General features: G+C 70.9%; 24 protein-coding genes and 1 tRNA gene. 12 read left to right on the plus strand and 13 right to left on the minus strand.

What is annotated here, in order from left to right; translation table 11 throughout:
• Positions 1 to 211: 211 nt before the first annotated feature.
• From ACIBSW_RS03285 to ACIBSW_RS03295, 3 genes are all read right to left on the minus strand, one after another.
• A tRNA-Met gene (locus ACIBSW_RS03285) sits at positions 212 to 285 on the minus strand.
• 115 nt (positions 286 to 400) lie between these two features.
• The gene (locus ACIBSW_RS03290) at positions 401 to 3,367 is read right to left on the minus strand and encodes a UPF0182 family protein (RefSeq protein ID WP_354727736.1); all 2,967 of its coding nucleotides are present in this window, start codon (positions 3,365 to 3,367) and stop codon (positions 401 to 403) included.
• Between the two features lie 110 nt (positions 3,368 to 3,477).
• Positions 3,478 to 4,506, minus strand: coding sequence for a PDZ domain-containing protein (locus ACIBSW_RS03295; protein WP_354727734.1), 1,029 nt, complete (start codon positions 4,504 to 4,506; stop codon positions 3,478 to 3,480).
• A gap of 90 nt (positions 4,507 to 4,596) precedes the next feature.
• Here ACIBSW_RS03295 and ACIBSW_RS03300 point away from each other — a divergent pair, with 90 nt between their 5' ends.
• On the plus strand, positions 4,597 to 5,826 hold the full coding sequence (locus ACIBSW_RS03300) for a zinc-dependent metalloprotease (RefSeq protein ID WP_354727732.1): 1,230 nt from the start codon (positions 4,597 to 4,599) through the stop codon (positions 5,824 to 5,826).
• 254 nt (positions 5,827 to 6,080) lie between these two features.
• Here the strand turns inward: ACIBSW_RS03300 and ACIBSW_RS03305 are convergent, their stop codons facing one another.
• On the minus strand, positions 6,081 to 6,674 hold the full coding sequence (locus tag ACIBSW_RS03305) for a hypothetical protein (protein ID WP_354727730.1): 594 nt from the start codon (positions 6,672 to 6,674) through the stop codon (positions 6,081 to 6,083).
• Positions 6,671 to 7,222: a M48 family metallopeptidase gene (locus ACIBSW_RS03310; protein ID WP_354727728.1), complete on the minus strand. Its 552-nt coding sequence runs from the start codon at positions 7,220 to 7,222 to the stop codon at positions 6,671 to 6,673. The genes ACIBSW_RS03305 and ACIBSW_RS03310 overlap by 4 nt, the downstream gene beginning before the upstream one ends.
• A 464-nt stretch (positions 7,223 to 7,686) precedes the next feature.
• Here ACIBSW_RS03310 and ACIBSW_RS03315 point away from each other — a divergent pair, with 464 nt between their 5' ends.
• The 4 genes from ACIBSW_RS03315 to ACIBSW_RS03330 all read left to right on the plus strand — a co-directional run bounded on the left by ACIBSW_RS03315 (position 7,687) and on the right by ACIBSW_RS03330 (position 11,824).
• Positions 7,687 to 7,848 carry a DUF5679 domain-containing protein gene (locus ACIBSW_RS03315; protein ID WP_015625326.1) on the plus strand — a complete coding sequence of 54 codons (162 nt, stop codon included), beginning with the start codon at positions 7,687 to 7,689 and terminating at the stop codon, positions 7,846 to 7,848.
• Between the two features lie 494 nt (positions 7,849 to 8,342).
• Positions 8,343 to 9,395, plus strand: coding sequence for a hypothetical protein (locus tag ACIBSW_RS03320; protein WP_354727726.1), 1,053 nt, complete (start codon positions 8,343 to 8,345; stop codon positions 9,393 to 9,395).
• Positions 9,396 to 9,473: 78 nt separating this feature from the next.
• The gene (locus tag ACIBSW_RS03325) at positions 9,474 to 10,820 is read left to right on the plus strand and encodes an AarF/ABC1/UbiB kinase family protein (protein WP_354727724.1); all 1,347 of its coding nucleotides are present in this window, start codon (positions 9,474 to 9,476) and stop codon (positions 10,818 to 10,820) included.
• A gap of 341 nt (positions 10,821 to 11,161) precedes the next feature.
• The gene (locus ACIBSW_RS03330; RefSeq protein WP_354727722.1) at positions 11,162 to 11,824 is read left to right on the plus strand and encodes an alpha/beta hydrolase; all 663 of its coding nucleotides are present in this window, start codon (positions 11,162 to 11,164) and stop codon (positions 11,822 to 11,824) included.
• A gap of 549 nt (positions 11,825 to 12,373) precedes the next feature.
• Here ACIBSW_RS03330 and ACIBSW_RS03335 read toward each other — a convergent pair.
• The 3 genes from ACIBSW_RS03335 to ACIBSW_RS03345 form a co-directional block, all read right to left on the minus strand.
• Positions 12,374 to 12,736, minus strand: coding sequence for a WhiB family transcriptional regulator (locus tag ACIBSW_RS03335; RefSeq protein WP_354727720.1), 363 nt, complete (start codon positions 12,734 to 12,736; stop codon positions 12,374 to 12,376).
• A 139-nt stretch (positions 12,737 to 12,875) separates the two neighbouring features.
• Positions 12,876 to 13,157 carry a hypothetical protein gene (locus tag ACIBSW_RS03340; protein ID WP_354727718.1) on the minus strand — a complete coding sequence of 94 codons (282 nt, stop codon included), beginning with the start codon at positions 13,155 to 13,157 and terminating at the stop codon, positions 12,876 to 12,878.
• 131 nt (positions 13,158 to 13,288) lie between these two features.
• Complete coding sequence (locus ACIBSW_RS03345) at positions 13,289 to 15,433, minus strand: ATP-dependent DNA helicase UvrD2 (protein WP_354727716.1); 2,145 nt, start codon at positions 15,431 to 15,433, stop codon at positions 13,289 to 13,291.
• 81 nt (positions 15,434 to 15,514) lie between these two features.
• On the opposite strand from ACIBSW_RS03345, the gene ACIBSW_RS03350 reads away from it, so the two are divergent.
• On the plus strand, positions 15,515 to 15,778 hold the full coding sequence (locus ACIBSW_RS03350; protein WP_354727714.1) for a mycoredoxin: 264 nt from the start codon (positions 15,515 to 15,517) through the stop codon (positions 15,776 to 15,778).
• 67 nt (positions 15,779 to 15,845) lie between these two features.
• On the opposite strand, the gene ACIBSW_RS03355 is transcribed toward ACIBSW_RS03350, so the two are convergent.
• From ACIBSW_RS03355 to ACIBSW_RS03375, 5 genes are all read right to left on the minus strand, one after another.
• A complete protein-coding gene (locus ACIBSW_RS03355; RefSeq protein WP_354727712.1) occupies positions 15,846 to 16,196 on the minus strand; it encodes a VOC family protein in 351 nt (116 codons plus the stop codon).
• A gap of 24 nt (positions 16,197 to 16,220) precedes the next feature.
• Complete coding sequence (locus tag ACIBSW_RS03360) at positions 16,221 to 17,102, minus strand: phytanoyl-CoA dioxygenase family protein (RefSeq protein ID WP_354727710.1); 882 nt, start codon at positions 17,100 to 17,102, stop codon at positions 16,221 to 16,223.
• Positions 17,103 to 17,204: 102 nt separating this feature from the next.
• On the minus strand, positions 17,205 to 18,185 hold the full coding sequence (gene nudC, locus ACIBSW_RS03365; protein WP_354727708.1) for an NAD(+) diphosphatase: 981 nt from the start codon (positions 18,183 to 18,185) through the stop codon (positions 17,205 to 17,207).
• Positions 18,182 to 19,498: a pitrilysin family protein gene (locus tag ACIBSW_RS03370; protein ID WP_354727706.1), complete on the minus strand. Its 1,317-nt coding sequence runs from the start codon at positions 19,496 to 19,498 to the stop codon at positions 18,182 to 18,184. Before ACIBSW_RS03370 ends, nudC begins: the two co-directional genes overlap by 4 nt.
• Positions 19,495 to 20,790, minus strand: a complete 1,296-nt coding sequence (locus ACIBSW_RS03375) for a pitrilysin family protein (RefSeq protein ID WP_354727738.1) — start codon at positions 20,788 to 20,790, stop codon at positions 19,495 to 19,497. The genes ACIBSW_RS03370 and ACIBSW_RS03375 overlap by 4 nt, the downstream gene beginning before the upstream one ends.
• 190 nt (positions 20,791 to 20,980) lie before the next feature.
• On the opposite strand from ACIBSW_RS03375, the gene ACIBSW_RS03380 reads away from it, so the two are divergent.
• From ACIBSW_RS03380 to ACIBSW_RS03405, 6 genes are all read left to right on the plus strand, one after another.
• Positions 20,981 to 21,316, plus strand: coding sequence for a hypothetical protein (locus ACIBSW_RS03380; RefSeq protein WP_354727704.1), 336 nt, complete (start codon positions 20,981 to 20,983; stop codon positions 21,314 to 21,316).
• Between the two features lie 6 nt (positions 21,317 to 21,322).
• Positions 21,323 to 22,594: a YqgE/AlgH family protein gene (locus ACIBSW_RS03385; RefSeq protein ID WP_354727702.1), complete on the plus strand. Its 1,272-nt coding sequence runs from the start codon at positions 21,323 to 21,325 to the stop codon at positions 22,592 to 22,594.
• Positions 22,591 to 24,699 carry a hypothetical protein gene (locus tag ACIBSW_RS03390; protein WP_354727701.1) on the plus strand — a complete coding sequence of 703 codons (2,109 nt, stop codon included), beginning with the start codon at positions 22,591 to 22,593 and terminating at the stop codon, positions 24,697 to 24,699. Before ACIBSW_RS03385 ends, ACIBSW_RS03390 begins: the two co-directional genes overlap by 4 nt.
• A gap of 55 nt (positions 24,700 to 24,754) precedes the next feature.
• Positions 24,755 to 25,123, plus strand: a complete 369-nt coding sequence (locus tag ACIBSW_RS03395) for a hypothetical protein (protein ID WP_354727699.1) — start codon at positions 24,755 to 24,757, stop codon at positions 25,121 to 25,123.
• Between the two features lie 157 nt (positions 25,124 to 25,280).
• Positions 25,281 to 25,709 (plus strand): Rrf2 family transcriptional regulator, encoded by a 429-nt coding sequence (locus ACIBSW_RS03400; RefSeq protein WP_354727697.1) that lies wholly within the window; start codon positions 25,281 to 25,283, stop codon positions 25,707 to 25,709.
• 8 nt (positions 25,710 to 25,717) lie between these two features.
• Positions 25,718 to 26,779: an ABC transporter substrate-binding protein gene (locus tag ACIBSW_RS03405; RefSeq protein ID WP_354727695.1), complete on the plus strand. Its 1,062-nt coding sequence runs from the start codon at positions 25,718 to 25,720 to the stop codon at positions 26,777 to 26,779.
• Positions 26,780 to 26,783: the final 4 nt, after the last annotated feature.

Here is a 26,783-nt window from a genome sequence, read left to right on the forward strand (position 1 = left end):
TCCCCGGCACGCAACGCCACCTGACGTGACTCCGCCCAAGTCACCCCGCGCCACCCGCCCGCGGCCAGATCACTCGCCCGCGCCACCCGCCCGCGGCCGGACCACCCAGCGCGCCCACCGCGCCGCGGGGTTTCCGGGGGCTCGGCCCCCGGAGCAGAAATGCGAAGAGGGCTCTGTCCGCGCTTTCCGCGGACAGAGCCCTCTTCCCTCGTAGCGGGGACAGGATTTGAACCTGCGACCTCTGGGTTATGAGCCCAGCGAGCTACCGAGCTGCTCCACCCCGCGTCGGTAAGAACAGCCTAGCCTGCGGGCGGACTGACATGCAAAACGGCCCGCCGTAACCTGGCCCACACGCTTGCGGCCCGCCGGTAACCCGGCGGGCCGCGTCGCTTGCGTCAGGTCAGCCGCTTGCTGTCGGGGTGGGGGCCGACGAGCTCACGGACGGGTTTGTCGACGGCTGGGTTGAGGGGCCCGTCGTCGGGGTGGTCGCCGCGCCTGCTGCCTTCTGGGCGTTCTGGAAGTTGGTCATCGCCACGTCGAGGGCTTGCAGCGCCGCGCCGTACTTTGCGAAGTCGCCCGACTGCTGGGCCAGCTTCACGTCCGCGATGGCCTTGTCCAGGTCCGCCGCCGCCTGGGCCAGCTGGCCCGTCAGCACCGGCTGGCCGTTGCCCGGCGGTGGCTGGTTGGTGCCGGGTGGCGGGCTCGTCACGGGCTGGTTGGTCTTGCCCTGTGCGACGAGCTTGTCCAGGCCTTCCTTCAGGTTGTTCGCCAGCACGACGTAGGTGCCGCCGTCGCCGTACGACATCAGGACCTTCTGGAGCAGCGGTACGGCGTCCTGTTGCCCGCTCTTCACGTACACGGGCTCGACGTAGAGCATGCCGTCGCCGACCGGTAGCGAGATGAGGTTGCCGAACAGCACCTGCGACTGGTTGCTGTTGGACAGCAGGGTCAGCTCCGACCGTACGATGGCGTTGTTTGTCATCCGCTGATGGACCTGCACCGGGCCCTGGATGGCGGTCTGGTCCGGCAGTTCCAGGATCTCCAGGCGGGGCTTGTTGTCGACGTACGACCCGGAGATCAGCGCCGCCAGGTTGTCCCGGTTGTTCGGGGTGACCGCCGACGTGAGCTGGAACCGCGTGCTGTCCTGCCCGGGCAGCTGGACGTTCAGGTAGAACGGCGGCTGCTTGACCTCGCTGTCGGGGTCGTCGGGCACGTTCGGCACCTGCCAGAAGTCCTGGCCGCTGAAGTACTCGCTCGCCTCGGTGACGTGGAACCGGGCCAGCAGGTTGCGCTGCACCTTGAACATGTCGGCCGGGTACCGGAAGTGCGCGGCCAGGGCCGCCGGGGTCTGCGCCTTCGGCGTGATCAGCTTGCCGCCGAACGCCTGGTTCCAGGCCTTGAGCAGCGGGTCCTGGTCGTCGAACTCGTAGAGGGTCACCGTGCCGTCGTACGCGTCGACGGTCGCCTTCACCGAGTTGCGCATGTAGTTGATGTTGTCTCGGGCGAGCGCGACCGTGCCCCGGTTGGTGAGCTCGTCGGTCGTCTCCTCCTGCAGGTTGATCCGCTGCGCGTACGGGTACGTCGCCGCGGTCGTGTAGCCGTCGAGGATCCACTTGATCCGCCCGTCGACGACGGCCGGGTACGGGTCGCCGTCGATGGTGAGGAACGGCGCGACCTTCTCCACGCGGGAGCGGGGGTCACGCACGTACATCAGGCGGGAGTTGTCGTTGACCGCGTCGGAGAGCAGGAAGTTGCTCTCGGTGTTCTTGATCGCGAAGACCAGCCGGCGGAACGAGGAGCCGATCGGCACGCCGCCGGCGCCCTCGTAGGTGTAGCGCTCCTCGGCGTTGTTGTTGTTCGGCTGCGGCCGGTCGAACTCGGTCTTCTTGGTCTCGTCCTTCTGACCGACGATCGCGTACTCGGTCGACTGCTCGCCGAAGTAGATCCGGGGCTGGTCGACCTTGATCTCCTCGGTCGCCGAGGCGCAGCCGGGCTGCTGGTCGTCGCCGAGGAAGCCGGAGACGAAGTACGGCAGGCCGCCGCAGACGACCTGGTTGGCGGGGGCCGCCACCATGCCGAAGCCGTGCGTGAAGACCGTGTGCCGGTTCAGCCAGTTCTGCTGCTGGGTGGTGAGCGCGTTGTCGTTGATCTCACGGACGCCGACCACGTAGTCCTGCGGCTTGTTGTCCGCCAGCGTGTAGCGGTCCACGTCCAGCTTCGGGCCGAAGTCGTAGAAGCCGCGGACCTGCTGCTGCTGGGTGTAAGCCTCGGAGACCAGCTGCGGGTCGATCAGCCGGACGTTCTGCGCGCTGGTGTCGGAGGCGAGCGTCGCCGGCGGTCTCGTCGACGACGCGGCGTACGGCCGGACCTCGGTCTCGGCCAGCCCGAACGCGGCTCTCGTCGCGTCGATGGAGCGCTTGATGTACGGAGCTTCCTTGTCCGCGAGGCTCGGCTGCACCTGGAAGTTCTGCACCGCCAGCGGGTAGATGCCGCCGATCGCGACCGCGGAGATGGCCAGCAGGGCCAGGGCGACGCCGGGCCAGACCAGGTTCCGCATCACCGCGTTGGAGAACACGATGATCGCGATCGCCACCACGATCGAGATGTAGGCCAGGATCTCCTTGGCCGGCATCAGCGCGTTGACGTCGGTGTAGCCGGCGCCGTACAGGCCCGGCGAGACGTGCTGCTCGAGCAGCAGCGCGCGCCGGTCGAGGATGTAGGCGACGGCCTTGAGCAGCACGAACAGCGCCACCAACGTGGTCAGGTGCGCCCGGGCCGCAGAGGTCATCCGGTCGCCGACGCCCTGCAGGCGCACGCCGCCGAAGATGTAGTGCACGGCGAGCGCGCCGATCACCGAGAGCACGATCGCGGTGAAGCCGACGCCGAGGAGGTAGCGGTAGAGCGGGTACTCGAAGATGTAGAAGCCGATGTCGACCTTGAATTCGGGGTCCTGGACGCCGAACGACTGCGAGTTCTGGAAGAGCACCCAGTCCTTCCAGCGGCTCTGCGCGGACAGCCCGGCGAAGAAGCCGATGACCGCCGAGACGACCGTGATCCAGGTGCCGAGCCGCGGCTGGATGACCATCCGGTACCGCTCGAGCGTCGCCTGCTCGGCCGAGTGCGGCCGCAGCAGCGGGCGCAGCCGGTAGGCCAGGTAGAGGTTGGCTGCGATCACCAGCGCCATCGCGAGCCCGATGACGAGGAAGAGCAGCAGGCGGGTCACCAGTACGCCGGTGTAGACGCCTGTGAAGTTGACCTCGTCGAACCACAGGTAGTCGGTGTACGCGTCGATGCCCCAACCGAGCAACGTGAAAAGGAGGAAGACCCCCACCAGGACGCCGACGGTCACGCGACCGCGCCGGCTCATCCTCGGTAGAGGACTGTTACGCATGACCAACGTGAACCCCACAAAGTCGGACCGGGTATTTCAACACTACGGGTGTTGCACTGTTCCGTCTGGGGCGCCTGTGCTGATTGTTACGCAGCGGGGCAGGGTTTAGGGGTGCCGCCGCTGGTAAAGGTCTGCAGCGCGGTCAGGGCGTCATCCACGGTGGCCACCTCGGCCATGGGCAGGCCGGGTACGGCATTTCGCACAGCTTCGGCGCAATTATCGGCCGGTACCAGGAAGAGTTGAGCGCCCGCCTCCTTGGCGCCGACCAGCTTCTGCGGGATGCCGCCGATCGGGCCGACGGCGCCCTCGTCGTCGATGGTGCCCGTACCCGCGATGATCTTGCCGCCGGTGAGGTCCGCCGGCCGGAGCTTGTCGATGATGCCGAGGGTGAACATCAGGCCGGCGCTGGGCCCGCCGATCTCGTCCAGGTCGATGTTGACGTCGAACGGGTGCGGCTGCTTCTTGTCGATGCCGACGCCGATGCGCGGGGTGCCGCCGCTCTCGGCGGCCTTCGTGGTGACGGTCGCGGTGCCGGCCTTGCCGGCCCGGGTGTAACCGATCTTCAGCGGCGTCCCCGCCGGCTTGGCCTGCACCAGCTGGGTGAGCTTGTCGGGGCTGGTCACCTCGGTGCCGTCGACGGAGGTGATGACGTCGTCCTTCTGCAACACGCCGGCCGACGGGCCGTCCTTGGTCACCTCGGTCACGAACGTGTGCACCGGATGGCCCAGCTCGCGCAGCGCGACGGTCACGGCGCTGTGCTGCGAGGACTTGAACTCCTCGGCGTTCTGCTCCTCGACCTGCTGCTCACTCTGGTCGGGCGGGTAGATCAGCTCGCGCGGGACGACGGCCTGCTCGTCGCTGAACCAGCCCCGGATCGCCCAGACCAGCTCGACGCTCGGCTGCACCCCGACGGTGGTCAGCCGGAGCTGGCCCTTGGAGGTCGAGGTGTCCGTCTTCGTCACCTGGATGACCTCTTTGCCGTTGTCCGAGCCGAGCGTGTTGACGGTCGGACCGGGCTTCAGCACCACGTACGGCAAGGGGATGGCCATGACACCAACTGCCAGCAGTGCGGTGATCAGGGCGCCGAGAATGACCGTGACACCGCGACGTCTCATGCGCGAGACCGTACCAACCGAAACTGAGTTCTCTCTGAGCTGACACCGGCATCGGCCACGTTGGCCGTCAACGCGCGTACGGTTGGGTACGTGCCTGATATCCCGTTCGGCTTCAGCCTGCCGGGCGCCCAGCCGCCCGACCCCTCCGACCCGCAGCAGATGCAGCAGTTCATGAATCAGCTGCAGCAGATGTTCGCCGCGCCCGGCAGCGGCCCGGTCAACTGGGATCTGGCCCGCCAGGTGGCGGCCAGCCAGCTGAGCGCGTCCGGCGACCCCGCGGTCAACATGTACGAGCACAACGCGGTCTCCGAGGCCCTGCGCCTCGCCGATCTCTGGCTCGACCCGGCGTCCGCGCTGCCGTCCGGCATCCGCGACGCGACGGCCTGGAACCGGAACGAGTGGGTCTACAACACGCTCGACGTGTGGAAGAAGCTCTGCGACCCGATCGCGGGCCAGATGGTCGGCGCCATGGGCGACCTGGTGCCCGAGGAGGCCCGCGCCCAGCTCGGCCCGATGCAGTCGATGGTCGCGACGCTCGGCGGCGCGCTCTTCGGCGGCCAGCTCGGCCAGGCGCTGGGCCAGCTCGCGGCGGAGGTCCTCTCGGCCGGCGACATCGGCCTGCCGCTCGGCCCGGCCGGCACGGCCGCCCTGGTCCCGTCCAACATCAAGGCGTACGGCGACGGCCTGGAGCTTCCCGAGGATCAGGTACGCCTCTACGTGGCACTGCGCGAGGCGGCGCACCAGCGGCTGTTCCAGCACGTGCCGTGGCTGCGCGCGCACGTGCTGAGCGCGGTGGAGACCTACGCCAACGGCATCACGGTCAACCGCGAGGCGATCGAGGAGGCGATGAGCCGCGTCGACCCCTCCGATCCGGAGTCGATGCAGCAGATGGCGCTCGAGGGCATCTTCACGCCCGAGGACACGCCGCAGCAGAAGGCCTCGCTGGCCCGGCTCGAGACGGCACTCGCGCTGATCGAGGGCTGGGTCGGCCACGTGGTGGACACCGCCGCGGGCGAGCGGCTCCCGTCGGTGGCCGCGCTGGGCGAGGCGTTCCGGCGCCGGCGCGCGGCGGGCGGCCCGGCCGAGCAGACGTTCGCCGCCCTGGTCGGCCTCGAACTGCGGCCGCGCCGGCTGCGTGAGGCCGGCGCCCTGTGGGCGGCGGTGACCGAGCACCGCGGTGTCGCGGGCCGCGACGCGCTGTGGGACCACCCGGACCTGCTGCCGACCGACGAGGACTTCGCGGACCCGCAGAAGTTCGCCCAGTCGCGGCTGGACTGGGACATCTCAGAACTCGACAACCTCGGCAAAGACGACGAGTAGACCAAGATCAAGGTCAAGGTCAAGATCAGGACCATGTCGTGCCTGGTTGCATGGTTACCGTCGCTCCCGCCGAGACGAGGGCAAATGAAGGTCAACGGCAGGACCATGTCGTGCCTGGTTGCATGGTGCTGACCGTCGCTCCCGCCGAGACCGGGCGCGGGCGGCCAATCGCCTAGCGGCTCATGAGCGGCCACCCGCACCCTGCCAGGTCCGTGCTCCCCAAACCCGGCCGACCGCCGCGCGACGGTTCAGACTCAGCCGCCGAGGATGGTTCGGGTGTTTTCCCAGCCCTCCAGGGCTGGGTCGAGGGTTGCCAGGTCTGCCGGGCCGCGTAAGCGGCGCCAGTCGGCCGTCGATTGGATGTCGCCGGGGTTCGGGGCCGACCTTCTAAGGCTCATCGGGGTTGCCGTGTCCAGGTCGTGGTCGGGTAGCCAGTCCGGGGCGGGCAGGCGCGCCGCGATGCCGAGCAGGCCCTGGCCGCCGGCCGGTGCGACCGCCAGCGGCCTGGTGGTCAGCGGGCGCAGGAGCTTGCCGAGGATCATGCCGGGGACGTCGGCGGCGTCCGCTGCGATGACCGCCGCCTGGTCGAAGCCGTCGGCGGTGGCCGCCTTCAGCACGGGTAGCACGGTCGCCGTCGGCACGTCGTAGATGCGCATGCCGGGCCAGGCGATCTCCTCGGCCAGCGCCCGGTCCTCGGGCCGCGCGGCGATGGCGGGCTCGGCCTGCGCGAGCATGGCGAGCAGGTCGACCACGTCCTCGGCCAGCGCCGTTCGCCATTTCAGCAGGTCAACCCCGGGCGGGCTCCAGCCGACCGGGGTCAGCAGCGCCACTACGACACGTCTCGTCACCCCTGAAGGGTAGGTGTGTCGTCGGCCATGACCAGCCCGGTGGCCGCCGAGATGCCTTCCAGGAAGCCGCGGGCGCGTTCCGCGCGCGGGTAGCGGTTGACCAGCTCCCAGAACTCCGTGTTGTGGCTCGGCACGACCAGGTGCGCCAGCTCGTGCAGCAGCACGTAGTCGATCACCCACTCCGGCATCTCCTGGATGCGGTGCGAGATCCGGATCGTGCCGTCCTCCGGGGTGCAGGAGCCCCATCGGCCGTTCTGGTTGGTCACCCAGCGGACGCTGGCCGGCACTATGTCGCCGGTGTGGTCGGGTAAGTATCGGGAGATCAGGCGCCGGGCACGGATCAGCAGCTCGCTGTCCGTATGCCTGATGCGCTCCTCCCGGGCCGCGAGGCGGGCAAGCATCCGCTCCACCCACTCGGTCTCCTCGGCACGCGAGAACCGGTCGGGGATGAGGACGACGACCCGTTCGCCCTCTCGGTACGCGGACACCGTACGACGACGGCGCTGGCTGCGCCGCACTTCGACGACAGGCTTGCGCGTCCTGGCCATTACCGGCCCGCGCAGCCCACACTAGGGTTCACATTGCGACGTTAATCCGTCAGGGCCAGGTCACCGCAAGGGTACGAGAAACGACACGCACCCAAAGTGTGAGCTACGTCCCTAAAAATCCGAAAATATTTTGCGGCGTCGCAACATGCCTCGTGGCATAACCTGCGTAAGGTCGGGAACGAGGCGGCCCGAACGTCCCTTTTCTGGGGTTCTGCGGCACTTCGTCGGCGTGTCTATCCGTATCTGCCGAAAAAGGGGCATCTCGACCGGCACACTCAGGCCGTCGACGACACGCGCCGACGCCGCGCTGACATGGAATTGGCCGGACCTGGGTAGTGACCGCCCGAGCGGGGTGGCCACGTTCACTTGGTCGCGGAGCGGTCCAGCGCCGAACACAGATCGCGGCCTGTCGCCGCGAGCAAGGCACCGGGCCGACCCGGCCGACAACATGACGAGGAGGAATCGTGGCCGACAACACGTACAACGGCTACTGCGTTAAGTGCAAGGAGAAGCGCGACTTCCAGGGCACCGTCGAGGTCTCGAAGACCGGCATGAACATGGCCAAGGGCAAGTGCCCGGTCTGCGGCACGACGGTCAACCGCATTCTGGGCAAGGCCAAGGCCTGACCGCATCGAACGACCGCGACGGGGGCGGCCACCGGTCGCCCCCGTCGGCTCGAACCCGCGCGTTCACCCGGCCGAGCCATAACCCGTGTGCATCCAGGCACGTTGAGTGATTAGCCCGACCCTCAACCGCTGTGGATAACTCCGCCGTTCCTGTGGATAACCCTGTTGCCGGGCGAGCGGGCCTGTGGACAACAATCCCCAGCGCGTCCACGCCGTGACACCGTGTCACCCATGAGCGAGCTTGCGAGCGATTCGTCAACACAGTGCCGAGCTCTCGGCATCACCGGACTCCATGCACGACGTCGCGGACGGCGGCTACCTCTCGCTGCCAGCGGAGACGATGGCACGCGCGAACCTGCGCGCGAATCATCAGCTCAGCGCCGAACTCTCGGCATCGCCGGAGCGGAGGCGACGGGCACGAGCGAGCCCGCGAGCGAATCATCAGCTCAGCGCCGGGCCCTCGGCATCGCCGGAGCGCCAGCGGGGGCGATGGCATGAGCCGCACGCCGCTGCCCCGCCCTACCCTGCTGCCCGGCCTCCCGCGCATCTGGCACACCCCGCGCACGCTGCAACTCGGCCTCGACCCGCCCCGCGCGGTCCTGATCGACCTGCCCGAGCCGAGCGCCGCCGGCCTGCTCGACCTGCTGGACGGCTCCCGCTCGGAGCGGCTCGCCCTGGCCCGGGCCGGCTCCTTCGGCATGCGCCCCGACGAGGCGCGCACCCTGCTCGACACCCTGCACGCCGCCGGCCTGGTGGTCCCGGCGCAGCGCCTCTTCCCGCCGGCCATGCCGGAGCGCCTGACCGGCGAGGCGGGCGCCCTGGCACTCTCGGCCGGTTCCGCGTCCCCGGCCCGCACGCTGCGCCGCAGGGCGGCGGCCCGGGTCGTCGTGACCGGCCGGGCCCGCCTCGCGCCCGGCGTCGCCGTCGCGCTCGCCGCGGCGGGCGTCGGCCACGTCCATCCCGACCTGACCGGCCCGGTCGACCGCCACGAGACCGCCGGCGGCCCGCTGACCACCGCCGACATCGGCCGCCCCCGCTCCGAGGCCGCGGCGGAGGCCATCCAGCGCGCGGCGCCGGGCACCGAGACCCGGACGGTACGGCGGGGAGCCGCATCCCTGGTGATCCGGCTCGGCGGCGACCAGCCCGCGGCCCTGGCGACGATCGACCGCGACCAGCGCCGCCGGCCCTACCTCGCCGCCTCGATCCGCGAGGGCAAGGTGCTGGTCGGCCCGCTGGTGCCGCCCGCGACGTCGCCCTGCCTGGGCTGCGTCGCCCTGCATCGCAGCGAGCGGGGACCCACCTGGCCCGGCGGGGCGGTGCCGCCGGCGCACGTCGCGGGGCCGGCCGAGCCGTGCGCCGCGGCGACGCTGCTCGCCGCGACGGCCTACCTGGCCGCCGAGGCGCTGGCCTTCCTCGACGGCGACACCCCGGAGACCCTGGGCGCCGAGGTGGAGATCAGCAGACCGGGGCGCTTCCGCCGCCGCACCTGGGTGCCGCACCCGGCCTGCCCCTGCCGCCGCCGATCGGCGCGCGACCACGTTCCGTAATCGGACTTTCGGCGCATCAGGTGACGGACAGCCCCATCCAGGGCGGTCGAACTCCTTCACGTCGGTAACAATGATCTGGTGACCGACATCCCGCGGCGTGCGGCGTCCCGCACCGCTAAACTCGCCGCCCTGCCCCTCGGCTTCGCGGGACGTACGGCGCTCGGGCTCGGCAAGCGGGTGACCGGCATCGCCGCGGACGTCATCTCCGCGGAGATCCAGCAGCGCACCGCCGAGCAGCTCTTCAGCGTCCTGGGCCAGCTCAAGGGCGGCGCGATGAAGTTCGGGCAGGCCCTGTCGGTCTTCGAGGCCGCGATGCCCGAGACGATGGCGGCGCCGTACCGGCAGGCGCTGACGAAGCTCCAGGAGGCCGCGCCGCCGATGCCGGTGGCGAACGTGCACAAGGCGCTGGCCGAGCAGCTCGGTGCGGACTGGCGGGACCTGTTCGCCGAGTTCGACGACAGCCCGGCCGCCGCCGCGAGCATCGGCCAGGTGCACCGCGCGGTGTGGAAGCGGCCGCCGGGCCACGACGGCGACCTGCCGGCGACGGTCGACGTCGCCGTCAAGGTGCAGTACCCGGGCGCCGGCGAGGCCCTGCTCGCCGACCTCAAGCAGCTCGGCCGGCTGGCCGGCATGTTCAAGATCATTCAGCCCGGCATGGACATGAAGCCGCTCCTGGACGAGCTGCGCGCGCGGGTCACCGAGGAGCTCGACTACGCGATGGAGGCGGAGGCGCAGACCGTGTTCGCCGCCGCGTACGCGGATGATCCCGAGATCTACGTGCCCCGGGTGGTGGCCTCGGCGCCCCGGGTGCTGGTCACCGAGTGGGTCGAGGGCACCCCGCTCGCCAAGGTGATCAGCGACGGCACCCCGGCCGAACGCGACGAGGCCGGCCGGCTGATGGCCACCCTGCACTTCTCCGCGCCGGCCCGGGCCGGCCTGCTGCACGCCGACCCGCACCCCGGCAACTTCCGCATCCTCCCCGACGGCCGCCTCGGCGTGATCGACTTCGGCGCGGTGGCCCGGCTGCCCGGCGGCCACCCCGAGCCGATCGGCCGCCTGGTCCGCCTGGCGCTGGGCGGCGACGCGGAGGCGGTGGCGGACGGCCTGCGCGCGGAGGGCTTCATCAAGCAGACCGACGACCTCGACGCCGCGGCGGTGCTGAGCTTCCTGCGCCCGATGATCGAGCCGGTGGCAGTGGACGAGTTCCGCTTCACCCGGACCTGGATCCGCGGCGAGGCGACCCGCCTGTCGAGCCCGAAGTCCCCGGCCTTCCAGCTGAGCCGCAAGCTCAACCTCCCCCCGTCGTACCTGCTGATCCACCGGGTGACGCTGGGCTCGATCGGAGTGCTGTGCCAGCTGGAGGCCCAGGCCCCATACCGGTCCATCCTGCTGAAGTGGCTGCCAGGCTTCGCACCCGTCGCATGAGCGACCTTGCGAGCGCATCATCAGCTCAGTCTCAAACTCATGCCGTCGCCAGATCGCCGGCAGAGGCGATGGCATGAGCGAGCTGACGAGCGCACCGACTCCGCGCCCGACGGAGCTCACCGCCGGAAGGCCGGCGAAGGCCGGCGAAGGCCGGCGAAGGCCGGCGAAGGCCGGCGCAGGCCACAGCATGAGCAAGCCGACCAGCGCATCCCCGACTCTCCGCCCGACAGACGTCACCGCCGAAGAGCCGGCGCAGGCCACAGCATGAGCAAGCCGACCAGCGCATCCCCGACTCTCCGCCCGACAGACGTCACCGCCGGAAGGCCGGCGGAGGCGATGGCATGAGCCCGCCGGTGCTTGCCTATCGGCGCGTCGGCGGAGGTCGGCCGATCGTCTGGCTGCACGGCGGCAGCGGACCGGACTGGGACGAGATCGCCGCGTCACTCTCCGGCGAGTACCTCTCGTACATACCGGATCTGCGCGGCTACGGGGCATCGAGCCGCCTACCCCCGTTCGGGCCAGAGGCCGCGGTCGGCGACGTGATCGCCCTGCTGGATCACCTCGGTCTGGCCTCGGCGGTGCTGGCCGGACACTCGTCCGGCGGCATCGTGGCGTACCTGACCGCGCTGGCCCACCCGGACCGCGTGTCGGCGCTGGTCCTGGCGGAGGCGCCGCCGCCGAGGCCACACGACCTGCGGCCGGTCCGGCCGGACGGCGAATTGCCCTACGAGTGGGCGGCCCGCCGGACGACCCTCGACTGGCTGCGCGATCCCGACCCGGCAATCTGGGACCGGCTCGCCGAGATCGAGGCGCCGACCCTGGTGATCGCCGGAGGCCCGCGGAGCCCGCTGAGCCAGGATTCGATCGCCGAGATGGCGGCCCGCATCCCGTCCGCATGCCTGGTAACGATCGACGCCGGCCACCTGGTGCACAAGCACCGCCCCGCAGACTTCGCCTCGGCCGTGAGCGCCTTCCTCCGGCGGCTTCCTCACCCGCCGGAGTGAATCGGATCCGCCGATTCGCGGTCGATTCGCGGCCACGAGCCGTGACGCCTGCCCGGTAGCACCGCGTCCCGGTCGGCCAGGCCGGCCACCGCCGCGTCGAACGGCAGCGCACCGCAGCGTCGCGGTCGGCCTCGGCTAGCACCCGCAGTGCGGCGACCTCCGAACCGATCTGCGGCGACCTCCGAACCGATTTGCGGCAGCCTCCGAACCGATGTGCGGCAGCCTCCGAACCGATTTGCGGCAGCCTCCGAACCGATGTGCGGCGGGCTCCGGACCGATGTGACCGTGAGGCGAAAGGGAAAGGGCCCGCCCGCGATGACGCGGACGGGCCCTGCGGATTATCGGCTCAGAGGTATACCCGCTCTCGTGCAGCCCGCTGACGGGCCTCCATCGCGATCTGGCGGGCGGGTCGGTGTGCCTCAGGGTGGTGGTCGGCCTGAGGCCGACGCATTCGTGCTCGTGAGAGCGCTTCGTGGATTAGTTTCACCTTCGGAGTTCCGTTCGTGTTCACAGCGATGATTTCCGTCTCTTGATCAGGGGTTGTGTGTCTCAGGCCGCGAGGCGGACCGAGTTGCGGGACTCGAGGCCGTTCGCGGCGAGCCGCTCGTCGACCTCGATCTGGAGCTCGGCGTCGCGGGCGACGTCCACCTTGCGGGGACGGCCACGGGGCCGCTTGCGCGGCACGACGGCGCCACGCTCAAAGATCTCGCCGCCCCAGACACCCCAGGGCTCGTTCCGCTCGACCGCACCGGCGAGGCACTCGACGCGCAGCGGGCAGTCCCCGCAGAGCGACTTGGCCAGCTCCAGCTGGGCCGGGGAGTCCGAGAACCACAGGTCCGGGTCGAACTTCCGACAGGGCAGGTTTGCCTCAAGCTCGACGCTCAGGTCGAGTGGGGCCAGCGCCAGACTCATAAAGCCCGGTCACCTCTCTCTTCTTCTCGATCTTCTGGATCGCGATACAGGTCATGCACCGGCCGGTGAGCCGGCAAAAAATTAAGGCCGCGGATCCCGGTTACGGGTTCCGCGGCCTCGAGGTGAGCCGGTTGGTCTGTTAGACCGGCCTTCCTCGAGGCGGGACACCGCTGGCACCATCCGTCATGCGCTTGGAGATGCCGTTGCTGCCCACGAACCCAGTGGTCCCGTAGCTTCCATCGACGACTGCCAGAGTCCGGACCAGCTCGGCCTGGAACTGGATCTGGTGCGCCTGCGGAGCCGGGGCCCGCTCAACGGCCACGAGCGCCACGGGGGCGGACTCGGGCAGCCACGAAGCGGACGGAGCGCAGGCAGCAGCAAGCAGCGTCGACGGTCGCTCGATCGTGTAGTTGAGCTTCATCGGTGCCACCTCCTCCATCGCCTTGCGCTCGGATGTTTCTCGGCTCTGATGAACACGGTTTTAACCCGTGCTCATCAGGTGTGCACTGAGGCTAAGCCCGCCCGCCCGGGGAGGGCAAACGAATTAACGGACTAGTTTTCAAAGTTTTCTGAGTCGTTGCCTGGCGGGGTGTCGCCGCCCACCAGAGCGAAGACCGCGGCGCCGTACTGGCCGAGTTTGCGCGGGCCGATCCCGCCGATCGCCAGCAGCTCCGGCGGGGTCGCCGGCCGGCGCTCGGCGATCGCCACGATCGTGGCGTCGGTGAACACGACGTACGCAGGGACTTTCTGCTCTGCCGCGGTGGCGGCGCGCCACGTCAGCAGGCGCTCGTAGAGCTGCTCGTCGATATCGGACGGGCAGGTCGGGCAGCGACCCAGCTTGCGGTCCGCGCCCGCCAGCAGGGTCCCTCCGCAGATCCGGCAGGAGACCACCACGTTGCGTCGATTGACGGGTTTCCGACTCACGCCGCGCTCGCCCGCCTTCTCCAGCCCGTTGCCGCGCGAGCCGAGCTGTGGCAGGAACCGGCACGGCCGCCGGGCCCGGCCGCCGGGCGAGCGGGACTGGCCGTACGAGAGCCAGAGCCACTGCCGGGCCCGGGTCACCCCGACGTAGAGCAGGCGGCGCTCCTCCTCGATCTGCTCGGGGGTCTTCGCATAGGTCGTCGGCAGGGTGCCTTCGGCCAGCCCGACGAGGAAGACCGCGTCCCACTCGAGGCCCTTCGCGGAGTGCAGTGAGGCGAGCGTCACACCCTCGACGGTCGGGGCGTGCTGCTGTTCGGCGCGGCGGGAGAGCTCCTCGCAGAACCCCGACAGCGACAGGTCGACCTGGACCGCGCCGGCCTGGCCGAGCGGCAGCAGGTCGGGCGAGCGGGCGTAGTCCTCGGCGAGGGCGACCAGCGCGGCGAGGGCCTCCCACTGCTCGCGCTGCGCACCGCCCGGCGGCGGCCGGTCCCGGGCCCAGCCGGTCGCGGTGAGCGCCTCGACGACGGCCTGCACCAGCGGGGTCTCCCCCGGCGTCGAGCGCACGGCCGCGCGCAACGCGATCATCGCCTGCCGGACCTCGGCGCGTTCGAAGAAGCGCTCGGCGCCGCGGATCACATAGGGGACCTCGAGCTCGGCGAGCGCCTTCTCGTAGGCCTCGGACTGTGCGTTCGTCCGGAACAGCACCGCGATCTCGCTCGCCGGGGTGCCCGCGGAGATCAGGTCGCGGCAGCGGCGGGCGACGGCGACGGCCTCGGCGGGCTCGTCCGGGAAGATCTTGAGGTCGGGCTCGGCGCCGGGCGGTCGCTGCCCGATCAGCTCCAGCCGCAGCTTGGCCTCGGTGCCGCGGGCCTGCCTGATCACCGCGTTGGCCAGGCCGACGACCTGTGGGGTCGAGCGGTAGTCACGGACCAGCCGGACCACCACCGCCTCGCGGCGCTGCCGCGGGAAGTCGACCAGGTATGACGAGGTGGCGCCGGTGAAGGAGTAGATGGTCTGGCTGGCGTCGCCGACCACGGTGAGGTCGTCGCGGCCGCCGAGCCAGGCCTCCAGCAGCCGCTGCTGGAGCGGATTGACGTCCTGGTACTCGTCGACCACGAAGTGCCGGTACTGCGAGCGGACCTGTTCGGCCACGTCCGGGTGCTCCTCGATGCCCCAGACCGCGGCGCGGAGCATGTCCTCGAAGTCGATGACGCCCTGGCGGCGCTTCAGGGACTCGTATGCCCCGAATATCTCGGCGACCTTCGCGGCCTCATAGGGCGGCTCGCGCAGCGCCTTGGCCGCGGCGACGACGTACTCGCCGGGCTCGACCAGGGAGGATTTCGCCCACTCGATCTCGCTGGCCAGGTCGCGGGCGGCCGTGCGGTCGGCGCGGACGCCCACCCGGTTGGCCGCGAGGGTGACCAGGCGGGCCTTGCTCTCCATCAGCTCCGGCATCGCCCGGCCCTCGAGCAGCCGGGGCGCGAAGTAGCGGACCTGGCGCAGCGCCGCGGCGTGGAACGTGCGGGCCTGCACCCGGGCGGCGCCGAGCGCGGTGAGCCGGGCCCGCATCTCGGCGGCGGCGCGCGCGGTGAACGTGACGGCGAGCACGTGCCGGGTGCTGATCTCCCCCCGCAGGGTTCGATAGGCGATTCGGTGGGTGATAGCACGCGTCTTGCCCGTGCCGGCCCCGGCGAGGATGCAGACCGGCCCGGCGGGGGCGGTCACCGCCCTACGCTGATCGGGGTCGAGACCGGCGAGCACACGTTCGGCTGTCACAACCGGGAATCATGGCACCCCCGTCCGACGTTTCCAGGGATGGCGTACCGCCGTGTGATGTCTGCGAAGGGAATCCGACCGATGTTGACCATGTATTCGACGCCCTGGTGTGGTTACTGCCACCGGCTCAAGTCCCAGTTCGACCGGGAGGGGATCGGATACGAGGTCGTCGACATCGAGCAGGACCCGGCCGCGGCCGAGTTCGTGATGGGCGTCAACGGCGGCAACCAGACCGTGCCGACGATTCGCATCGTTCCCGCCGACGGCGGCGCCGAGATCGTCATGACGAACCCGTCGATCGTCCAGGTCAAGGAGGCGCTGGCCAGCTCGGGCGTGGCCGGCTGATCCAGCCGGCGACATTGCAGGCCCCGGCGATGCGCCGGGGCCTTCGTTCACCTGCCTGTCGGCATCCTCACTGCCGCGCGCCGAGGATGCAGAACTCGTTGCCTTCGGGGTCCGCCAGGACGACCCACGACTGATCGCCCTGGCCGATGTCGACCCGCTGGGCACCATGAGCCACCAGGCGGGCCACCTCGGCCTCCTGGTCCTCCGGCCGGAAGTCGAGGTGCAGGCGGCTCTTGGCCTTCTTCACCTCGTCGATCCGGACGAAGTCCAGCCCCGGCATGCGGTCCGGCGCCGGTCGGATCTCGAACTCGTCGTCGGAGGAGTAGACCACCACCCAGCCGAGCGCCGTCGCCCACCACTGCCCGAGGGCGACGGGGTCAGCCGAGTGGACGATTACCTGTTCCCATTCCAAGGTCATCCACAGAGGCTAGACACAGCGCCGTCAGGGAATGAGCGCGGGAATGCTCGAGTCGAGGAGCCCCTGGCGCTTGAGCTCGCCGTAGAGCGGGGTGGTCTCCGGGTAGTGGCCCCACGCGTGGTCGCCGCTGCCGTCGCCGGCCCCGCCGAGCAGCTGGCGCTGCACGGGGTTGAACGTCTCCCACTCGGGGGTGTTGGGCAGGTCGGCCACCTCGTCGCGGCCGGCCACCCAGCGGTAGGTGTAGCCGAAGAAGGCGCCCACCCGGGTGATCGACGAGTAGTTGTCCGACCGGGCGTGCCACAGGCGCCGGTCGAAGACGACCAGGTCGCCCGGGTTCGCCGTGATCTGGAGGGCGCCCTCGGGCTGCGGCCACGGCACGCCGCGCGACGGCGGGCCCGGCAGCCAGTTCGTCAGGTGGCTGCCCGGCAGCACGGTGAAGTTGCCCCGCCCGGTCTCGCTGACGTCCGACAGCCAGTACGCGAGCTTCACCGACGTCCGCGGGCGGGGATCGGTCTCCAGCTCGCGGTTCTGCCGGCCGCCGTCCTGGTGCCAGTGCCACCAGTCCTTCTGTCGCTCGTGGATCTGCGGGTGCACGTCGACATGCGAGTGGTAGACGTGCACATTCCAGCCGAGAATCGACCAGATGTATCTGAACGCCTTCGGGTGATCAAGGAGGAATGCCAGTTCCGGGTTGTTGGTAACCGCGGAAAGCTGGTGCAGGGCGCCGGTCGGCCCGAGGCCGCCCTCGCGCTCCGCCTTATCCCTCGACCGCAGGATGGCGGTGCGCGCCGTCGCCACCTCGTCCTGGTTAAGGACCGCAGGAATGACGAGGAAGCCGTCGCGGTCGAACTGCGCGCGCTCCTCGGCCGTCATCGGGGTCCACGTCTGCTCCGCAAGCAGGGACATCTAATACCTCATCTCCGTGTCTGCCCTTCCAGACGCTGGAGTGTCCTCCCATCGTTGCTAAGTAGGTGTGAAAAAATCTTTGATTAGAGAAACGTGAATCTCTTAACGGCGGAAATCGCCCAACCATCGCTCAACGAGATAAAACGCGATGGAGGATCGCATAGGGAGATTCATACGTACGCCGCTCACGGGCTCGACGTAGTCACCGGCGATCATTCGGGCGACATCGTCCCGGCTGAACCACCGGGCCTCGTCGATCTCCTCGGGGTCCACTGTGATCACCTGGTCCCGGTCCGCCACCGCGGTGAACCCGAGCATCAGCGACCCGGGGTAGGGCCAGGACTGACTGCCCTCGTACTGCAGGGAACTCAGCCGGACGCCGACCTCCTCGCGCACCTCGCGCACCACGGCGGCCTCGGCGGACTCGCCCGGCTCGACGTACCCGGCCAGGCAGGAGAACCGGCGCACCCCGCCGACCTCGGGCCAGGCGGCGTTGTGGCCCAGCAGGCAGGAGCCCTGCGCGCCCGGCCGGCCGTCGTGGACGAGCACGATCATCGCCGGATCCGTCCGGGGCCACATCTGCCCCCCGGCGGCATCCACCCGCGACCAGCCCGCCTCGATGACCGTGGTCGGCTCCCCGTTGCGCGGCGAGAACCGGTGGCTGGCGTGCCAGTTGCCCAGCGCCGCCGCGGTGGTGAGGATCCCGGCGTCGCGCGGGTCGAGCCGGTCGCCGATCTCCCGCAGGGTCAGCGCCTCGGCGCCGGCGGTGTCCGGCAGCGCGCCGTCGACCGCGAAGATCGGCACCCCGGCCGGGTCGACGCCGAGGAACAGCCGCTCGCCCTCGGGTGCCGCGTCGGCGCCGACCAGCACCAGCCGCGGCGAGCCCTGCGCCCGGCCGGCGACCAGCGCGCGGCCGCCCTTGGCGATGTCGATGATCACCACCAGGCCGGACTTCCACGCGCTCGCCAGCCAGTCCTCGTCGAGCCGGTGGTGAGCGGCCCGGTCCAGGCTCGTCCGGGCCAGGGGCGGCCCGTCCAGGCCGGGCTGCTCGCCGACGTCCGGCTGTTCCCCGGGTTGACTCACTCCGCCAGTTCCACCGCGGTCAGGGCCGACAGGGGTACCTCGATCTTCTCGGCGTCGCCGAGCACGACCGTGACCGCGGCCGACGGCGCCAGATAGCGGGCCGCCGCCTCGGCGACCTGCTCCCGGGTCGCCGACGCCAGCGCCGCCGAGTGCTCCACCAGGTGTTCCAGCCGCAGGCCGAAGCTCGCGAAGACGCTGGCCAGGCCGGCGAGACCGGCCTGGGTGGACATGCCGAGGCGCAGGGTGCCCAGCGAGTAGCGGCGGGCCTGCTCCAGCTCCTCCTCGCCGGGCGGGAGGCTGGCGATGCGGCCCAGCTCGTACAGGGTCTCCAGCATCGCGGGGCCGGTGACCTCGGTGGCCACCTCGGCGGCCACCACCAGGGCCGAGCCGGCGACGAAGTGCTCGATGGCCGAGTGCGGGCCGTAGGTGTAGCCCTTGTCCTCGCGGATGTTCTCCACCCAGCGCGAGGAGAAGTAGCCGCCGAAGACCATGTTGGCCAGCTGCAGCGCCGCGTAGTCCGGGTCGGTGCGGGTCACCGCCGGCAGCGCCATGCGCAGCGACGACTGCACCGCGCCGGGCCGGTCGACGAGCCGCAGCGGGCCGGGCTCCAGCCCGGGGGTCGGCGGAACGTTGCCGTCGCGGCTCGGGCCGATCCAGCCGCCGAGCGCCTTCTCGGCCGAGTCGATCGCCTTCTCCGGGTTGAGGTCGCCGACGAGCACCAGCACCGCGCCGTCGGGGCGGACCCGGTCGGCGTGCAGGGCGCGCAGCTGTCCCGGGCGTACGCCCCGGACCTGCTCCGCCTCGGGGGTCTGCACCGCGTACGGATGCCGGCCGTACATCCGGTGCAGCAGGGCCGTCCGGGCCAGGTGCGCGGGCTGGGTCTGCGCGACCTGGATGTGGTCGACGAGCCGGTCCCGCTCGGTGGCGACCTCCTCCGCCGGGTACGTCGGGTCGGAGAGCACGTCCGCGAGGATCTCCAGCATCCGGTCGAGACCGGCGGCGAGCGAGTTGCCGGTGACCAGCAGCCGGTCCGGGTCGAGCCCGGCCGAGAGCCCGCCGCCGACGGTCTGCAGCTCGGCGGCGATGTCGATGCTGGACATCCGCGCGGTGCCGGTGAACAGCGCCTGCGAGAGCAGGGTGGCGCGGGCCAGCGGCGCCCGGCCGAACGGCACCCGCAGCCGCAGCTCGACCAGGGGCACGGCGGGCCGCCGGATGGCGATGACGGTGAGCCCGCTGCTGAGCGTGCGCTCGGCCTGCTTGGGCAGCTTGAGCTTGCTGTCCGGAATCAGCTCCGGTAGGGGCCTCACGCTCACTGGTTCGCTCCCGGGACGACCTCGATGGTGGAACGGCGCTCCGGCCGCAGGGTGGCGGCGGCGGCCAGGATCTGCGCCTCGGTGACCTCTCCGACGAGCCGCGGCAGCTCGTTGAGCATCTCCGGACGGCCGCGCTGCGCCTCCAGGACGGCCATCGGCAGCGCCCGGCCCAGCACGGCGTCGGTGTCGCGGAGCAGGTGGGTGGCCATCCGGGCCTGGGTGCGGGCGAGCTCACCCGGCGTCAGCCCCTTGGTCGCGAGCCGGTCGAGCTCCTCGTCGACCGCGCGCAGCACCTTGTCCGCGTCGCCGCCGGGCGGCATGTGCGCCTGCAGCAGCATCGCGGTCGGGTTGCGGACCTGGTACTCGTCGCCCATGAATCCGATGTAGCCGCCGACGCTGGTGACCGTGCGGTCGCGCTGCACCAGCCGCTCGACGAGCCGGGACGCGTCGCCGTCGGTGAGCACCTCGGCCAGCACCACGTACGGGAGGTACTCCTCGAAGTCGCCGATCGGGTCCGGCACCCGCCATCCGCTGGCCACCGCCGGCAGCGGGGCGAGGCGGTCGACGTAGCTCTCCCGGCGCTCGCCCTTGATGTCGGGCTCCGCGAAATCGGGCAGCTTCGGCTTGGACCGGGCCTGCACGTCGCCGAAGTGGCGCTGGATGAGGGCCGTCGCCTCGGCGACGTCGAAGTCGCCGGCGACGGCGAGCACCGCGTTGCCGCTGGCGTAGTACTTGTCGAAGAACTCCTCGGCGTCCGCGACGGTCGCGTGGTCGAGGTCGCCGAACGAGCCGTACCCGTCGTGCGCGTTGGCGAACGTCTCGAACATCACCGGCGGCAGCCGGAGCCAGGGGAAGCCGCCGTACGGCCGGTTGAGGACGTTGACCCGGATCTCCTCCTTGACCACGTCCACCTGGTTGCGCAGGTTCTCCTCCGTCAGGCGCGGACCGCGCATGCGGTCGGCCTCGAGGAAGAGCGCCCGCTCGAGGGCGCCGGAGGGCAGCACCTCGAAGTAGTCGGTGTAGTCGAGGTGGGTCGAGCCGTTGAAGCTGCCGCCGGCGCCCTGCACGTGCCGGAAGTGCGCGAGCTTCTCCAGGTTCTCCGAGCCCTGGAACATCAGGTGCTCGAAGAGGTGTGCGAAGCCCGTGCGACCCTCTGGTTCGGAGCGGATGCCGACGTCGTACACGACCGCCACCCCGACGACCGGTGCGGTGCGGTCGGGCGTGAGAACCACCCGCAGACCGTTGTCGAGGGTGAATCGTTCGACCGGATACTTCGTCGCGGGAATCTTCATTTTGCGCGCCACACCGAAGAATCTAACCCGCCGAGGCGGCCGTTGACTTCTACGGCTGTACAACGTCCTCGAACGCGGATGACGGCTTGGCGTAGTGCGTCCGTGACGTCAGGTAAATGCTTCGATATCCTGTCGCGTCCGATCACATCGTCGTCGGCGGGGAGGCGAGACTGTGCCGGTACGGTTGCGCGTGGCATGCGAGTCGACCGAGGACGCCGAGTCGCTGTACCGCTGGCTGCGCCGGGAGCAGGCGGTACGCGTCGACGGCGAGCTGGCCCGCGCGCCGTCCGACGACCCAGAGGCGATGGGCACCGTGCTCGACGTCCTGACGCTGATCATCGGCAGCGGCCTCTCCGCCGGCCAGCTCGCGCTCGCCGTGGCCAGCTGGCGCGACTCCCGCCGGCCCGCGCCCACCGTGACGATCACGCACACCGCCGCGGACGGCGCCGTCACCCGGATCGAGGCGGCCGACCACGCCGCACTGGCCACCGCGCTGACCGAGCTTCAGCAGCGCGAACGGCAGTAGTCGCCGATGAGTGAAGTCGCGGACCCGACCGCCTCCCAGGTCGTCCTGATCGGTGTCTCGCAGTACCGCCGGCTGTTCACGCTGCCGGCCGCACGGCGCAATGTGACCGATCTGCGTGATCTGCTGCAACACGAAGATTTATGGGGTGTCCCGGCGGAGAACTGCCACGTGCTGCTCGACCCGGAGTCGCCGGCCGAGGTGAGCCGGGCGATCCGCCGGGCCGCCGCCGCGACCGGGAGCGCCGGGCTGCTGCTGGTCTACTTCGCCGGGCACGGCCTCGTCGACGCCGACGACGACAACCTGATCCTCGGCCTGCCCGGCTGCGATCCCGAGGTGCCCTACGAGCGCGGCGTGCCGTACGACTGGATCCGCCGCGCCGTCGCCGACACCCGGGCCCGCCGCCGGCTGGTGATCCTGGACTGCTGTTACTCGGGCCGGGCCGGCGCCGAGCTCGGCGGCGACGGAACGGGCACCGACTTCGTCGCCGACAAGGCCGAGGCCGACGGCACCTGCCTGCTGGTCTCCGCGCCCGCGAACCGGCCCGCGATGGCGCCCCGCGGCGAGGCCTACACCGCGTTCACCGGCGAGCTGATCCGGCTCCTGCGCGACGGCCTGCGCCCCGCTCCCCCGGAGGCGATCCCGGCGACGCTCACCGTGCACACGATCTGGCGCACGGCACGCCGGGCGATGCTACGCCGCGGCTTCGAGCGGCCGGAGCTGCGTGCCCGCGACGCCGGCGGCGAGATACCGCTGGTGCACAACCCGGCCGCGCCGCGGCACAACCTGGCCGGCAGCGTGCTCTACGCGGCGCCCTGGTTCGCCGACGAGGACCTGGGCCAGAGCGCCATCCTGGTGCTGCGGCACAACCAGACCGGCGCGGCCGGCGTCTGCGTCACCCGGCCGGACGGCGAGATCCCGGACGAGTTCCCCGGCGCCTGGCGGCCGCTGCTGCACCACCCGGCGGCGCTCTTCGACGGCGGGCCGGTGGCCCGCGACGGATACATCGTGGTGACGCTGCTGCGAGCCGGCGCGAGCCAGCCGCTGCGCTTCACCGCGGTACGCGACCGGCTCGGCACCATGGCGCTCTCGGCGGCGCCCGCGGACCTGACCGGCTCGGTCGACGCGATGCGGGTGTTCGTCGGCTACCTGGGCTGGCGGGCCGGCGAGCTGGAGGAGTTCCTGGACCACGGCGCCCTGATCGCCAGCCGCCACACACCGCGGCAGGTCTTCACCGAGCGGCCGGCCGAGCTGTGGCAGTCCCTGCAGGTGGTGCGGTGAGCGACTCGGGGTTCACCACGAGGGACGACCTGAGCGACCCGGCCGAAGGGCTGAGCGCCGGCGAGACGCTGCTGCTGGACCGGCTCACGGCGAGCCTGCGCGGCGTCGATCAGATCACCCTGCTGCTCGGCTCCGGCGTGACCGCGGGCGTCATCCCGCGGGTGCACGGCGTCCTGGAGATCGCGGACAGCTTCGCGGCGGGGCGCAACGACGACGGCGCCCTCGAACGAGCGCTGGAGCAGGCCCGCGCCGAGCTGGTCGGCGGGCAGCCGATCGACGTCTACCGCGCGTACCGGCGGGTCTTCACCGACTGGGTGTCGGCCGGGGCGTTCGACGTGATCGCGCAGCAGGCCGTGCTGAAGGCGTACGCGGCGCCGGACCCGATGGAGTCGCCGCTCGCGACGCACGGCCTCGGCCAGCGCGTGGAGCGCGGGGTCGGCGAGGGTGTCGAGAACGACCGCTTCTCCTGGCAGCTGCCGCGCGGGGTGCAGGCGCTGGGTCACCTGCTCGCCCAGGTTCCGGAGGCCTTCGACCACCGGGTGCTGACCACGAACTTCGACCCGCTGCTGGAGATCGCGATCCGGTCGGCCCGCGGCCGGGCGGTGAGCCTGCCGCTGGACTCGCGCGGCAACTTCGGCGGCACCGGCGGCGCCGACGGCGCGGTGCGGGTCTTCCACCTGCACGGCTTCTGGCGCCCGACGCTGCACGTGCGCGGCCCGCGGCTGCTGCACGACCCGGCGCACATCGCGGACAACGAGCCGCTGATCGCCGCGACCGCCGACCTGATCCGCGGCGACACGATCTGCGTCCTGGCCAGCAGCGACTGGTCGGGAATGGTGACGGCCGCCATCGCCGTGGTCGCCCGGTACCGTCCCGTGCGCGTGCTCTGGGCCCTGAACGAGCCCGACGCGGCCACCGCGCTGAGCACCGCCGAGCGGCTGCGCGAGGTGATCGGCGTACCCGTCGAATGCTTCCCGGGTGTCGACTCCGAGCGGCTCTTCCCCGCGCTGGCCGAGCGGGCCGAGGTGCCCGTGCCGCCGCGCGCGACCGGCCTGCGGCACCGGGTCCGGCACCACAGCTGGGAGCGGCAGCTGGTCTCGCAGGCCGGCACCCGGCCGCCGCGCGACGTGCCCGGCCTGCTGTTGCAGCTCGAGCGCCGGTTCGGCTGGATCAACCAGCAGCGGGTGCCGACCGGCCCGGTCCGGCTGCTCTGGCCGGTCCGGCTGCGCTCGCGGGCCTCGGTGATCCACATGGTGCAGGCGTTCGTGGCCGGCGCGCTGGCCCGGCTCGGCGTCGAGGTGCGGGTCTGCATCGACGACGTCGGCTCCCGCGACATCGACGCGGCGGCCGACTTCCGCGCCGACCTGGACCGCTGGATCACGCACACCGGCCACAACGCGGTCCGCGAGTTCGTCAGCCTCTCCGAGTTCCTCGACCAGGTGCAGCGCCAGCCGGCGGACACGTCGCCGGAGTCGCTGCTGCGCCCGACCGACCCGTGGTCGGTGGCGCGCACCTTCTACGGCGAGCACAACCCGTCGCTGTACAGCCTGCTGGCGGCGGTGAAGGCGGTGCCGAACCTGACGTCGTGGGACGAGCTGGAGAAGAACGCCTGGCAGATCGTCCAGTCGGTGCTGCGGACCGACGCGAACCGGCTGCTGACGCCGCTGACGCTGTGGCCGTACCTGAACAGCATGCTGCTGGAGAGCGCGACCGACGACGTCATGACGCTGGGCGGGCGCGACGAGGCGATCCTGTGGGCGCAGTGGCGGCAGACCTTCGGGTTCGGGCCGGGGCATCTCTACAACCCGTACATCAAGAGCCTGAAGCACGACGCGCACATGCTGCGCTGGTCGTCGGAGGAGGAGCTGCGCCGGCATCTGCACCGGACCCGCGACCTGCCGGGCTGGGACGTCGAGGGCAGCTACGTGCCCTGGCTGTTCCAGAACGCGCTGCTGTTGCCCGCGTACCTCAACGACGAGCCGGTGCCGGAGACCGCGGACTTCATGCTCGACTCCTGGGCGGCGTTCGTGGCGGCGATCGAGGACGGGCGCCCGGTGCTCGATCTGCTGGCCGCCCGCGTGTCGGCCCTGTTTTTGCGCCCCTAGCGCCGCCCGCCCGCGCGCGTCGCCGCGATCGCCAGGAGGCGGTAGCGTCTCTGGTATGACCGCCGCGATTCTGGATCGTCCCGTATTCACGAATCCCGTCAACGACGATGCCGATCTCTGCGTGACCACCCTGGGTCCGCAGCTCACGGCGTACATCGCGGGCGCCGGCTCGGTGCACGAGTTCGAGTCCTGGTTCGCGGCGGCGCAGCTGCCGGACCGGCTGGTCCAGCGCCGGCTCGCCGCCGCGGCGGCCCTGGTCAGCGTCTTCGAGGCGGCCAATCAGACGGCGATGGCGGCCGCCTGGCTCCGCGAGCTGGACCCCGCGGGTTACGTGCCGGCGCGGGTGCTGCGGATGTCCGAGGGTGACGAGACCCTCGCGAAGGCCCTCCTCGAGGCCGCGACGGCCTGGACGCGCCTCGCATAGATCCGCCTCTATCGCGACCACCCCCGGGGTTCCCCGGTGCGGGTGACGCGGCCTTCTCACCATGCGGTTGGGGGTTGACGCCGCCGACCCACCTCGTCCACTATTCCCATCTATCAGATAGAGATGGCAGGGAACACCGGACCGAGGGGACATACCCATGTACGTCTCGGCGCGCACGGACTACGCCGTCCGAGCCATGCTGGCGGTCGCTGCCGACCATCCCCGTCTGGTCAAGGCCGCAACCCTGGCTGCGGCACAGGACATCCCGCTCAGCTTTCTCCAGGGCATCCTGCTCGACCTGCGCCGCGCCGGCCTGCTGCACAGCCACCGGGGCGTCGACGGCGGGTACGCCCTGGCCCGCCCGGCCGAGGAGATCACCGTCGGCGACGTGGTCCGCGCCGTAGGCGGCGCACTCACCACGGTCCGGGGCCTGCCCACCACGACCACGACCTACCACGGTGTCGCCACCGGGCTCAAGGACGTCTGGCTCGCGGTGGAGGAGGCGATCAAGGGTGTCGTGAACCACCGCACGCTGGCCGAACTCACCGTTACCGCGATTCCCTCCACCACCTTGACGACGAAATAGGAGTGAGCATGAGCTCCCGCAGTCTTCGTGTGCTTGCCCTCGCCGCCACCCTGCTCTCCGCCACCGCCCTCGCCGCCTGCGGCAAGAGCGACGACGCCGCCTCCGCGTCGAGCGAGGCCTCGGCGATCCGGCTCGGCTACTTCCCGAACATCACCCACGCGCCGGCCCTGATCGGGGTCAAGAACGGCCTGTTCCAGCAGTCCCTGGGCAGCACCAAGCTGGAGCCGAAGACCTTCAACGCCGGCCCGGCCGCGATCGAGGCGCTCTTCTCCGGCGCGATCGACGCGACCTACATCGGCCCGAACCCGGCCATCAACGGCTGGGCCACCTCCAAGGGCACCGCGCTGAAGATCATCGCGGGCAGCACCTCCGGCGGCGCCGGGCTGGTCGTCAAGCAGGGCATCAACACCCCGGCCGACCTCAAGGGCAAGAAGATCGCCACCCCGCAGCTCGGCAACACCCAGGACGTCGCGCTGCGCGCCTGGCTGAAGTCGAACGGCCTGAACGCCGACCAGCAGGGCGGCGGCGACGTCTCCATCCTGCCGCAGGACAACGCGACGGCGCTGCAGGCGTTCGCGCAGGGCGCCATCGACGGCGCCTGGGTGCCCGAGCCCAACCTGAGCCGGATGATCATCGAGTCCAAGGGCAAGCTGCTGGTCGACGAGAAGACCCTCTGGCCGAACGGCCAGTTCGTCACCACGCACCTGATCGTCAAGCAGGAGTTCCTCAAGAAGTACCCGGAGACGGTGAAGAAGCTGCTGCGTGGCCACATCGCCGCCGTCAAGTACATCGAGACCGACAACGCCGGCGCCCAGAAGGCCGCCAACGAGCAGCTCGCCGCCCTGTCCGGCAAGCCGCTCAAGGACGAGATCCTGGCCGCCTCGTTCAAGAACCTGACGTTCACCATCGACCCGATCGCCTCGTCGCTGTACACCAGCGCACAGCACGCACAGGACGTCGGCCTGCTCAAGCCGGTCGACCTCAAGGGCATCTACGACCTCGGCCCGATCAACGACCTGCTCAAGGTCGACGGGCAGCCGGCGATCAGCGACGCCGCCGCCTCCTCCTGATCAA

Source organism: Actinoplanes sp. NPDC049668, assembly GCF_044465445.1.
Classification (GTDB): Bacteria; Actinomycetota; Actinomycetes; order Mycobacteriales; family Micromonosporaceae; genus Actinoplanes.